At 39.6% G+C, this 12350-nt stretch carries 12 protein-coding genes; 5 read left to right on the plus strand and 7 right to left on the minus strand.

The features are described from left to right. Window positions 1-74 precede the first annotated feature (74 nt). Window positions 75-683, minus strand: a complete 609-nt coding sequence (locus ACHUFV_RS10345) for a hypothetical protein (RefSeq protein WP_394233767.1) — start codon at window positions 681-683, stop codon at window positions 75-77. Between the two features lie 460 nt (window positions 684-1143). Between ACHUFV_RS10345 and ACHUFV_RS10350 the strand changes: the two genes are divergently transcribed. Next, entirely contained in the window at window positions 1144-2058 is a 915-nt protein-coding gene (locus ACHUFV_RS10350) for a LysR family transcriptional regulator (RefSeq protein ID WP_394233769.1), read from the plus strand. Between the two features lie 62 nt (window positions 2059-2120). Here ACHUFV_RS10350 and ACHUFV_RS10355 read toward each other — a convergent pair whose 3' ends face one another. Next, on the minus strand, window positions 2121-2435 hold the full coding sequence (locus ACHUFV_RS10355; protein WP_394233771.1) for a 2Fe-2S iron-sulfur cluster-binding protein: 315 nt from the start codon (window positions 2433-2435) through the stop codon (window positions 2121-2123). A gap of 16 nt (window positions 2436-2451) precedes the next feature. Further along, window positions 2452-3366, minus strand: coding sequence for a catechol 2,3-dioxygenase (locus ACHUFV_RS10360; RefSeq protein ID WP_394233773.1), 915 nt, complete (start codon window positions 3364-3366; stop codon window positions 2452-2454). A gap of 458 nt (window positions 3367-3824) precedes the next feature. Between ACHUFV_RS10360 and ACHUFV_RS10365 the strand changes: the two genes are divergently transcribed. Next, a complete protein-coding gene (locus ACHUFV_RS10365; protein ID WP_394233775.1) occupies window positions 3825-4745 on the plus strand; it encodes a DMT family transporter in 921 nt (306 codons plus the stop codon). A gap of 396 nt (window positions 4746-5141) precedes the next feature. Here the strand turns inward: ACHUFV_RS10365 and ACHUFV_RS10370 are convergent, their stop codons facing one another. After that, the gene (locus ACHUFV_RS10370; RefSeq protein ID WP_394233777.1) at window positions 5142-6095 is read right to left on the minus strand and encodes an alpha/beta hydrolase; all 954 of its coding nucleotides are present in this window, start codon (window positions 6093-6095) and stop codon (window positions 5142-5144) included. Window positions 6096-6124: 29 nt separating this feature from the next. Further along, the gene (locus ACHUFV_RS10375; RefSeq protein WP_394233779.1) at window positions 6125-7798 is read right to left on the minus strand and encodes a flavin-containing monooxygenase; all 1674 of its coding nucleotides are present in this window, start codon (window positions 7796-7798) and stop codon (window positions 6125-6127) included. A gap of 528 nt (window positions 7799-8326) precedes the next feature. Between ACHUFV_RS10375 and ACHUFV_RS10380 the strand changes: the two genes are divergently transcribed. After that, window positions 8327-9055 carry a LuxR C-terminal-related transcriptional regulator gene (locus ACHUFV_RS10380; protein WP_394233781.1) on the plus strand — a complete coding sequence of 243 codons (729 nt, stop codon included), beginning with the start codon at window positions 8327-8329 and terminating at the stop codon, window positions 9053-9055. A gap of 59 nt (window positions 9056-9114) precedes the next feature. Here the strand turns inward: ACHUFV_RS10380 and ACHUFV_RS10385 are convergent, their stop codons facing one another. After that, window positions 9115-9975 carry an EamA family transporter gene (locus tag ACHUFV_RS10385; protein ID WP_394233783.1) on the minus strand — a complete coding sequence of 287 codons (861 nt, stop codon included), beginning with the start codon at window positions 9973-9975 and terminating at the stop codon, window positions 9115-9117. Window positions 9976-10319: 344 nt separating this feature from the next. Continuing rightward, window positions 10320-11099 (minus strand): C39 family peptidase, encoded by a 780-nt coding sequence (locus ACHUFV_RS10390; protein ID WP_394233785.1) that lies wholly within the window; start codon window positions 11097-11099, stop codon window positions 10320-10322. 267 nt (window positions 11100-11366) lie between these two features. Between ACHUFV_RS10390 and ACHUFV_RS10395 the strand changes: the two genes are divergently transcribed. After that, window positions 11367-11720 (plus strand): nuclease-related domain-containing protein, encoded by a 354-nt coding sequence (locus ACHUFV_RS10395; protein WP_394233786.1) that lies wholly within the window; start codon window positions 11367-11369, stop codon window positions 11718-11720. Between the two features lie 111 nt (window positions 11721-11831). After that, window positions 11832-12275, plus strand: coding sequence for a DUF6671 family protein (locus tag ACHUFV_RS10400; protein WP_394233788.1), 444 nt, complete (start codon window positions 11832-11834; stop codon window positions 12273-12275). Window positions 12276-12350: the final 75 nt, after the last annotated feature.

Genomic DNA, 12350 nt, shown 5'->3' on the forward strand with positions numbered 1-12350 from the left:
ATTCAGACCGTAGGAGAATGGATCATCTCTTGATTCTCCTACAGATATTTTGGCGATGAGTATTGACTAGTCCTTCACTCTTCTTCACCCAGCTGTTTAAACCCTGGCGGCAGCATGCGAACGTGGACATTGCTAAGCACTGGAGAATCATAGAATACTACCCAGCTAATCGGACGCGCTGAATCATTTACCTTACGAAAAACTAACGGTCCATGAACAAGGCCTGCCGGTATATGCACCATTGTTGGTTTGGTAAACGTAAACTTTTCAGCCTGATCACCCAGCCCCAGCCAAAGCTCCACTTCACCGCCTAAATCTAGGTTGTCATATGGATTTGTACCAGTAAAAAGATACACTTCGTCATACGTATGATAATGCGGTGAATTATCCAGCATGGATGTTTCATCATCGTCAGCAAACATTCCTGGCGGTCTGCAATCTAAGTGCTTATGGATTCCTCCCTTAGGACTCATGGCACTAAAGGCCTTTGGCTCAGGAATAATCCATGATTCAATATGATGCGTAGCTGTAGGTAAGTTAAAACCATCTCCAATAATCGGAGGGGTAATTCGCTTTTCTACCACTTCTTCCCTTGTTAGATTTCTTGATTCCGGCCCCCAGCCGATTTCGGCAAGATACTTTCCATATTTCGTTTTTTGATCTGTCATTTGGATTTCTGCCATGTGTAAATCTCTCCCTTACTTTTTATTTTTTTGAAGAAGCTCACTTTTGCGACAATCACCTGCATACGATTGACATCATTTTATTCCCATTACCAAATTATTTTTTTAATATTCAGAATACACAGGTGATTAACTTCTATACAAATCATAATTCAAAACGCTTTCGTCTACTATACCGATTTTTCTTAATATATCTTTAAGGAAAATCTTAAAGGTTTATGGCATTTATAGAAAAGTTATGAATTTATTTGGAATATTTGTGAACCTTTTATGACTCTATCCCGACATAAACAACTGCAAAAGTTCAGAATTCACTACTAATTTTTAGCATTCACAAGAAAATCTTATGATTCGATAAAATATTTTAGAGGAGAAAACGCTTTTATGTCGAATATTTCTTTTGATAATTATCTAAATATTCTATATTTTCTTTCTACAAAAATATCTTTGAGGTGATGGAATGAATTTTTACAACTTATCTGTTTTCTGTAAGGTCGTGCAAATGGAAAGTATCTCAAAGACAGCAAAGGAGATGCTGACAAGTCCTGCAGCGATCAGTGGGCATATTCGAGAGATTGAACGTCATTTTGGGGCTAAATTGACCGAACGTTCCGGAAGAAATATTAAACTAACACCTTCTGGTTTAGAAATATATAAATATGCCCTAGAGATTGAACAAATGGATAAGAAAGTAAAGGAGAAGCTTTCCCAATTAAAGGAACCAGCTCAAGCCGTATCGATTGGGGTTACACATGTTTTATTTAATTTACTGAACGAATCACTGAGGCGAAAATCATATCCATTTACTTCTCTGCAATTAAACTTAAATCCCTCTCCTTCATTTGATACCTGTAAACTCGTTGAAAATGAATCCTTACAATTTGGTTTAGTATCGACCCGCATGATTACACAAGTCTATCAAACCAATCAACTTGATCATGATATTATTTTCTCCGTCCCATTGGTGATTGTATGTTCAGAGGGGCACCCGTTCGCAGGCAATACAGGGATTCAAAAGAAGGATTTGGAAAATCAACCTTTTCTGATGACTCCGCATGCAAAGAAAAGAGGAAAATTTGCACAAAGTGGTTTATCCTTCCTCAAAAATATTGTAGAAATCGGTGATATTGAAACCATTAAAAATGCGGTCATGAACGGAAAAGGCTTGTTAGCCATATTAAGTTATCCAGATGTAAAAAAAGAAATCGAAAGCGGTCAGCTATCGATGGTAAACGTTCAGGATTTTCAATTCGACACACGCTTTTCCATTATTTATCGAAGGGAAAATCAGAAAAACAATGAACTAATCAAAAACCACCTCAAAAAAACCTTCCAGCAAGAATGGCTACAGCCGCCTTTTATACTAAGTAAGTAACTCAAAGAAACAAAAGGCCTAACTATTTTCTAGTTAGACCTTTTATTTCTAGCATTTCTATTCTATATTTCTACTTTTTCTTCTTGTTTCGAATAATCCTCTACTGTCATAATGTTAAGATCGCTTTTTGGCACCATGCAGCAGGCTAACGCATAACCGTTTTCTAGTTCAGCATCCGATAACGCCTCGTGAGAACGAATGAAATCCTGGGTGAATTCTCCCTGAAGTACCTTTACCTTGCACATCCCGCAGCCCCCTCTTCTACAGCCAGTCGGTATGGGGATAAACTGATCCCGTGCTGCCTTTAGTGGAGTGACTGTGGATAAACAGGAATAGTCAAAAAGCTGTCCGCGTGCATGTAATTTCACCTTATACATAAGATTCCTCCATTCATTAAGTCAAGGCCTTCATAAAGGACTCTGATAATTCCCTGCGGTGATAGAAAATACCTTGGCCGATTTTATCTTCCGTCCAAGTAATGGTTGGAAAATCCGCGTATGTTATATATCCATTGGCAAAGGCTTCATTACGATTACCGGAAGGATCAAAGAAATAAATGGTTTCCCCTCTTGTAATTCCATGACGTGTAGGGGTTACATCAAATGGAACCTCATACATAGATAAAATATCCGCTGCTTTAAACACCTCGTGAAGTGAATCAACAAAGAAGGCAGCATGATGAAGCTTTGCATCCGGTCCTTTTACAAATGCTAAATCATGGGCTTTATTGCTTGTAAATAAGAACGTTCCTAATAACTCTTCCCCATCAACTGAAGTAATTCTTTCACTTTGTCTGAAATTTAACGCTTCAATAAAGAATCTTGTGACCGATTTCAAATCATCGCCAGTTAATAAGCAATGATCCAGTCGATGCGGGGCAATCCCCTGTTTCCCTAACGGCCATGGATGTGGATTTAATGTTCCCACAGCCGTTCCGAGAAACTCCATTTCATGATATAGTTCACCATGGTGGCCTGTTGGCAAAATAAAGTGGACTGCTTCACCTTCAGCCAGTCTTGTTCCATTGGAAATACGAGAGGTCGTACAACCGAATTGTTCAATTTTCTTTTCATAATAGGCTAAGTCATCTAGCGTCTCTACTTTAAAAGCAAAATGGGCAATTCCCGCACTGTTAGATTTGGTTAGAATTAAACTATGATGATCATATTCATCCCACGCCTTTAAGTACACACTATCTCCGAATCGTCCTGTTTCTTCCAAACCAATAATCTTTGTATAGTAGTCTACTGATTTTTCTAAATCCAATACCTTAAGCTCAACTCGTCCAAGACGCATCACTCTTGCCATATTTCCCCTCCTAAAGGTGTTAGTAGTTAGGAACATTGTTTTTTGTGGATATCCAAGGCTCCTCTAATTCAAAAGTAATTGAAAATAACGATAACTACTATAACGAATTTTCTTAAAGAACGATTAAGAATTTTCTTCTATATCTTCAAGACTTGACCTGTGGTAACCACATAAACATGGCACCGTTCATCCCGTTAACCCGTGATTTCATAAGGGTTAACGGGATCAGTCTTCCCTGTATTTGCGGAAATACGCTGCCTGTTGCACAGCTGAGAATAATCATTTTTCTCGGATTTTATCTCACTTTGTACCACTCAACCTTTTTCGATATAAAAATAAATAAACAGGAATTCTCATAAAAAAATCGAATTTTCCGTTAAATAAATTCACTAATAATATTTCATAAAAAGTAGTTTTTGTGAGACAAAGATTATATTCAAAAGGAGAGGAACGAAGAGATGTTTAATAAAATAGCACCATTGGCTATCGTCATCGCGGGATGTATGTGGGGTTCTGTCGGACTTTTTGTGAGATATCTTGAATCGCATGGCCTAAGCAGTATCGCCATTGTCGAAACTCGCATGCTTGGTGCCTTTATCATCGCATTGATCGGGGTATTGATTTTTAGGAGAGATGCTTTAAAAATAAAACTAAAAGATTGCTGGTATTTCATTGGAACAGGGATTGTCAGTATGCTGCTTTTTAATTATCTATACAATCAGACGGTTAGTCTGGTCACACTTTCTCTAGCGGCTACTTTGCTATGCACCGCTCCCATCTTTGTTCTGCTGATGTCCGCAATTCTCTTTCGCGAAAAAATGACATCGATTAAATTAATGGCTGTCACATTAGCTGTCATCGGCTGTGTACTAGTCAGCGGGCTTTTTGAAAATGCCATTGCTTTCTCCCTCGCTGGAATTTTATTAGGAATGGCTGCCAGTTTTGGATATGCTTTATATAGTATTTTTACCCGATTTGCAATGAATAAAGGGTATGACTCACTAACAATTAATGTGTATAGCTTTCTATTTGCCAGCTTAGGCGGTGCTATTTTTACTGATTTTGGGTCTATCACTCTAGCTTTAAAAGAATCACCTGTCTACTTCGGCTCTTTTTTACTATTGCATGCGGTCATTGCTAGTGTGGCCCCCTACCTTTTATTTACCTGGGGAATGAAATATGTCGATACCGGCCGTGCCTCTATATTATCCTCCTGTGAACCGGTAGCCGCCACATTATTTGGTTTATTTATCTATCAAGAGGTACCTACGCTGTTTGCCATAATCGGGATACTGCTAGTTTTAGGAGCTATCACCCTATTGAATTTGCCGAGAAAACAGGCTGTATTGGTTCAATCACAGCAGTATCATGAGCAGTAGATTGGAACCATAGTGGTGGAACCACGGTGGAACCACGGGGACGGGTTTCTTGTTAGATTCTTGCTCAAGGAATCCTAGTTCTGACAGAGTCTTGATTTCTAGCTCTATCCTTGTCAGAACTTGAGCCTTCTTCTGACAGACCTTTAATCTCTAGCGCTATCCTTGTCAGAACATAAACCTTCTTTTGACAGACCTTTGATTTCTAGCACTGTACTTGTCAGAACTTGAACCTTTTTTGACAGAGTCTTAATCTCTAGCTTTATTCCTTGTCAAAACTGGACGATTCTCTATTGATCTGACATTTTTTCATTTTAGGCTTTGTCCTTTTCAGTGATACATAGAAAAAAAGCGCCAGGAACCTTCCATTTTTTAGGGAAGCTCCTAGCACTCTATTTTTTATCTTGCGTTTACCGACTGCGGATTTAATGCTCGACTCAGTGCTTGTACATATTGATTTGTGGCACGCTGTCCGATTTCGGAAGTTGGATTAAGGAATTCGAACGCATGGTAGCCTCCTGGATAGATATGAAATTCTACCGGTACTCCCGCCTGTGCCAAGCGTGCGACATATTGGATGGTTTCATCACGGAAAGGATCCAGCTGCCCTACGCAAGTATACGTTGGCGGAAGGTTTGCTAGATTCTTCGCACGTGCCGGCGCTGCATAAGGAGAAACCTCACCGTTCCCATGCTCGCCCAAATACATATGCCATGCAGCCAAATTATTTCCCCGGTTCCAGATAGCCCGTTCATCAGTAATCTCATAGCTTGAAGGTGTTTCATTTCGGTCATCCACCATTGGATACAGCGGCATCTGGAATGCGATAGCAGGACCCCCGCGATCACGAGCCATCAGCGCCAAGGCAGCGGTTAATCCTCCCCCCGCACTCATACCGGCAATCGCCACGCGCGACAAATCAATATTCAATTCTTCCGCGGCATTCGTCATCCAGACTAAAGCCGAGTAACAGTCTTCAATGGCTGCCGGATATCGATGTTCAGGTGCCAGCCGGTAATCAACAGAAACAACGACACAATTTGCTTCCTCCACAAATGTCTGGCAAATTCCATCGTCTCCATCCGGATGTCCGATAACATAACCACCGCCATGAATCCAAAGCACAGCAGGAAGATTTGAACCATCTTGCCTTGCCGGTTCATACAGTTTAACTAACATTTCCTGGCCATCTCCGCCAGCAATGTAACGAGTAGAATTACGTACATAATTAGACTCCGGTACAGGAATAACGGGTGCCTGCCTTGCTGCTTCCAAGCCTGCAGGAAGATTTAGCGGCGGAAAAATCGTCAGCAATTCTCTTAATTCAGGGTTTACTCTATTCATAAAATCCATTTACAACACTCCCTTTAAAATAAATTTTATTACATTGATTGTTCATTTTGTACAGTGTTTTTAGAATAGGGTTGTAACTTGAATCCTTCATAACCCTTTAAGGCCATTTCGGTAATCATTTGATTATACGGGCCGTAACCACCTAGATAAATATTGAAGCTGCGCGGCTTGCCTTCGATATTCGCACCCGTATACCAAGAATCCGACTTCGCATAAAGCGTTTTTTCAACAACATCTTTACAATGCTCGCTCCAATTCTCTTCAGCAGTCACATTTGCTTCAATCGTTTTGATGTCATGCTCACGCAAATAATTTAGACAATCAGATATCCATTCCACATGCTGCTCAATAGCTATAGGCATATTACCTGCAACCGAAGGGCTTTGCGGGCCGGTAATCATAAACATATTTGGAAAGCCTGCAGTCGCAAGTCCATAATATGACCTTACTTGTGATCCATTGTCCCATTTATCCTTTAAAAGCACGCCGTCTTTTCCTCGGAGATCCAGTTTAAACAATGGACCTGTCATTCCGTCGTAGCCTGTGGCAAAAATCAGGATATCAAGTTCATACTCTTCTCCGTCAGCTGTACGAACTCCCTTCGCTGTAATCTCTTCGATCGGAGTATTTTTCACATCAACAAGAGTTACATTGTCACGGTTAAAGGTCTCATAATAATTCGTGTCTATAACCGCGCGTTTCGTGGCATAAAAATACGTTGGCATCAGCTTCTCTGCAACCTCAGGTTTTTTGACGGTTTCACGGATTTTGGAGCGAATAAATTCATTAACGGTTTCGTTCGCTTCCTCATCAGACATCAAATCTCGATAAACATAGGAGATTACTCCGCCTTTCTGCCAAGCTTTCTCGTACACTTCCCGGCGCTCTTCAGGGGTATCCTCAAGCGCAGAGCGTTCACCAAATTGCAGCGGAACGCCAGCCATAGATTCGTGTACCATCCGCCTCATTTCATGAAAATTTTCTTTCGCTTGTTTGATATATTCATGATCATACGGGTGATTTTGGGCTGGTGTCGTATATTGCGGTGTCCGTTGAAAGACATATAGATGTTCTGCCTGTTCGGCAACGACCGGGATGGTTTGAACCCCGCTGGAGCCATTTCCGATAACACCGACACGCTTGCCCTTTAAATCAACACCTTCATGTGGCCAAAATCCGGTATGATACCAGTTGCCTTCGAAGTTTTCTATTCCTTTAAAATTCGGAATATTCGTGGCATTAACAGAGATACAGCCCATTCCTGTGATAAGATACTTAGCTGTCACACTGCTGCCATCTGTAAAATAAATGCGCCATTTATTATGTTCCTCACTATAGTGGGCGCCTGTAATTTCGGTGCTAAATTGGATGTCTTTTCTCAGGTCCAGCTTATCGGCTACAAAGTTCAGGTAGCGCAGAATTTCCGGCTGCTCGGGATATCTGGAAGTCCATGTCCATTCTTTATAAAGCTCTTCTGAAAAAGTATAGTTATAATAGATACTTTCGGAGTCACAGCGTGCGCCCGGATATCGGCTCCAATACCATGCACCGCCTACACCGTCACCCTTTTCAAAAACACGGGCAGTGAACCCGTCCTCACGTAAACGATGCAGCATATACAATCCGGAAAATCCCGCTCCGATTACAACGGCATCATAATCAGTAATTTGTTCTAATGGAAGCTGCTTTTTAATAGAAGTCATGGTAAATTTCCTCCCCAATATTTTTCTTTGCTAGGTTCCAAGCTGCTTTCCTTATTCTCTGCCGTTTTAATCACAAATGCTTTCGATTCCATCGGTCCCCTTCCATTCGAAGGATTGATTGGACCATTTATAAATCTACCAAACTACTAACCATTTTCAGTCATTAAGACCTGTGATATTTCACCCTTTCTACCCTTAATAATTTTTTGAATATTTTAACTATTCAAATATATACAAATTATAAATCCTCTTGTAAAATAAAACTATTCCCCATAATAGACTGATTTGCAGGCTCCGATTAACCAAAAAGGTAGGAAAGCGTGGTGCCACAGTACCCCTTCTAAACCCTGTCCCTGTTTCGGAATATGAATGATACATTCTGCAAAACTGTCTTATATTTCATTTAGCATAGATTACTTCATTGACGGTTATTTGAAAAAGGATTTAACACCTACTATTTAAAGGTACAGATCTATCAATCAATTTTCCAGATTAAGCAAGGAATGACCATTCACTTATACAATTTAGTTGAATAAGGAGTTGAAAGCGTTGCCATTGAAGCCCATCCATTTTACAATGCAGCAAAAGCTCGAAAAGCTTGCTGAGATATCCTCAAGCGAAGAAAGAATTGTACAGCTTCTACAAACCTATGTAGAACTTTTTCCAATCAGAAACGCTCTCTTATTTAGATATTCTCCTTTAGGTCATCTTGCCGAAGGAATCATCTCCATTGATTCAACGGGAATCAATTATATTTTATCTATTCGTGATGATGTCCGCTCACTGCCTGGAATCTATGATGCTATCCAGGAATTCGGAGCAAAATATATCCCTTCAAAGGATTATTTTACCAAATTAGGCAGTAAATATATTCTAAACTCGGAATCCTTATACTCCGTGCTAGTCGTACCAATCTGCACAGGCTCTTCCGTCATCGGCTACATATGCAGTAATGAATTTGATGAGGAAACTGTCTTTGATCAGGAGCTGCTATCCGACCTCACTCGTTTTGGAACATTATCAGGCAAGCTTTTTAAGCCAATGAACAAAAAAGACACCAAGCATGGCCTAAGCAAAAGAGAGTTGGAAGTGATGGAAGAGCTTGCAAAGGGAGGGGTTATCAAGCAGCTGGTGGACACGATGGGAATCAGCGAAACAACCATCAAACAATACGTCAAATCGGTTATCAAAAAATTAGGCGTACAAAATCGCACCCAAGCCGTTGCAGAGTTGGTGAAACGAGGAATTATTTTTTGAAGCAAGGGTTCTGCCGCTTCATTTTAGTAAGAATGAAGCAGCAGAACTCTTGCTTCTTGTCAGGAAACCAGCAAAAATGTTCCAATGGTGATGATCAAGCCACCTAAAATGGTATGTTTCGTAGTTTTTTCTTTTAATATCACAAAACCTAAAATCATGGTGATGACGACACTGAACTTGTCAATAGGTGCGACAACTGACACTTTACCGATGGCGATGGCTGCGAAATAGCACAGCCAGGAAAGTCCGGTGGCCATCCCTGATAATATTAAAAAGAGATAGCCTTTCTTTGATATCGATTTCATGTTTTTATATGTACCTTGGAAAAATACAATGGACCATGCAAACACTAAAATTACGATGGTTCTTAGGAAAGTCGCAACATTCGAATCAACACCCTCCATCCCGATTTTTGCCAAAATGGATGTAAGTGCTGCAAAGACGGCCCCTATTATGGCATACACAATATAAATTTGAGAGCCGGTAAATCGTTTCTTTTCTTCATTTTTCCCGATTAATACAAAGGTACCAATCGCGATTAGAGCCCCTCCTGCTAATATCTGCGGAACAGCCTTCTCACCTAAGACGACTATAGATAATATGATCGTTAAGACAATGCTGGATTTATCTATCGGAACAACCTTTGAAACATCCCCCATGGCAAGCGCCCGAAAGAAAAACAGCCAGGATAAACCCGTTGCAACACCAGAGAGGGCAATATAGGTCAGTGCTTTTGTAGAGATAGTTGGAATTGTATCTAGCTGCCCTGTAACAAGTACAACAATAAAAGACATAACTAATACAATGACCGTTCGAATGGCTGTTGCCAAGTTGGAATTCACATTTTCCATCCCGATTTTTGCCAGAATACTAGTCAGTGAAGCAAATAAAGCTGCAAATAAGGCTAATGTAACACTCATACACTTCCCCTTCTTTTCCCGTTCTTTATAAAGGGATACCGTCAGAATCGCTGCAATCGGTACCCTTTACTGATACATCTTATATTATTGTTTGTCCATTTATACCTTTAGTTACTATAAGGTGATAGATTATAATTAACACTGTATACATTTGTATACAAATAGTCAATTAAAGTATTTCAATTTTTTAAAAAAATAATATAAAAAAGAAGCTGTCCTCAAAGGACAACCTCGTTATAATATAAAGTCATATATTTGAACTATTATTTTTAAAAATTAGCTCTAAAAGGGGCTAATTCCTCTTATTACATTAACCTATGAAACAGCTAATCCATTAAACATAATTATTGATAACTTACAGCCTGCTGTCCCATTTGAACCCATGCTGCCTCGAAGTTTTCCCTTGAGATTGCTGTGTACGGTTCCTCCGCTAAGGGATCATTAATGTAAACTGTATCTTCGTCATACCCAACAACTACGACACTATGCTCTCGATACGTAATTTGAACGTCGCCTGATTCTGTCTCCCATTCTTGAAATTCATCCTCCGGAAGAGAATTAAACCTTGAATTGACAATGACCCATACTGGAGATCCGTTTCTTATCATTTGATAAACAGAGTCTATACTTTGACCTGTCAAATCTACGATTCTATCTGGCAAATAACTTTCCGCTAACTCAGCTATTGGGCTATGATAAACCCCATAACCAGAGTTTTCAAACGTGTAAATATCCCCCACGAATCCCTCATTTGGATTTCCATAAAGGCCATACTGATCAAGGAATGGAACGGTCGTAATTTCCTCTGCAAGCGTCATTTTGTCAACCGAAACTCCCGCATACTGCAGGAGCATCGCCAGACTGGTAACTTCACACCCCCGAGCTAACTCAGGCATCTGCTGGATATGAGGAACATCATTGATGATGATTTGATCATCTTGATCCTGAATATCTGTTTGGATCTCATTTTCATCAGACACTTCAAAGTGTTCAAGCGTTGTATAGGAGAGTAATTGTTCTTTAAACTGATTCTCATTAAATAAATCTATCTTTGACAAATCCATATAGGCACCGGTTATCATAATCCCTACGGCCAATATAGCAGCTGGAACTTTAAGCTTCATCCTTAACCTCCTATTTCGGACCACGGGAACGAGTACCTCGGTTCAGCAATATTTCTTTTGGAAAAGCTACCCCCGTGTTCAAGGTATGAATCACATTATTAAGGACAAACCTTAAACATTCCTTAAAAAAGAAAAAAGACCACTTGTTTGTGATATCTAGTTTAAAAGGTTTAGTTTCCAAAAATTAACAAATTGTCCATATTCCTTTAGTAGAATCCTGATAATTTTTAATAAAATAGGCTTATAGAATAAGAAAGGAAGTGGCATATGTTACTAAAACGTAGAATGGAGTCAGATGAGTTAATGATAATAAGATCATTAAACACACGCATGGAGTTAACGGACAAGGAAAAGTTTCATTATTCAAACCTTGAAAAAGGCTATGCAGGGGAAGTTAAGTTTGATCAACTGGCAGAATGTCTTCAAGAGGAACGGTTTATCATCAATGACCTGTTACTTGAAATAAACAACTCTTTTTTTCAGATTGATACTCTAATGATTTCACAAAGTGGGATTCATCTCTTGGATATAAAAAATTTTCATGGCGACTTTTACTTAAACTCGGACAAACTTTATAATGCCGGCACCAATCGAGAATACAAGAATCCTATGGACCAATGAAAAAGGAGCACGACCCTACTCCGCCAACTGCTTCAAAACCTCAAGGAAAATTATCTTGTTAGTTCTGCTGTTATCTTCATCAATCCCGAATTCACCTTATATCAGGCTCCAATGGACCAACCCTTTATCCTACCAACACAATTAAATCGGTACTTGAATGATTTGAATAAAACTCCGACTAAGTTAAATGAAGGACACAAGAAACTTGCCCAAAAGCTACTTTCGCTACATCAAACAAAAAATCCACATACGAAAATTCCTCATTATCATTACGACCAGCTTCAAAAGGGCATTTACTGCAAAACTTGTAAATCCTTTCTGATTTCTACTAAAAATTATGGCTTTGAATGCAAGCAGTGCGGGGAGTTTGAAAAGAACGAGCAAGCAATTTTACGGAGTGTAAGGGAATTTCAGCTGCTGTTTCCTGACAGGAAGTTGACCACACAGATTATTTTGGAGTGGTGTAATGCGGATCTACATAAAAGGACATTCAGTAGAGTTTTAAAGAAGTACTATACTTTGAGTGGAAATACTAGTGATACCCATTATAAATAGGAAAAGTCCATTTATTTGACTTTGTCTGGACAAGGACCCGCTTTTGACAGATCCTTCGTGTTCACCTTTGCCTTT

The organism is Niallia oryzisoli, assembly GCF_043641075.1.
GTDB classification, from domain to species: domain Bacteria; phylum Bacillota; class Bacilli; order Bacillales; family Cytobacillaceae; genus Bacillus_BD; species Bacillus_BD oryzisoli_A.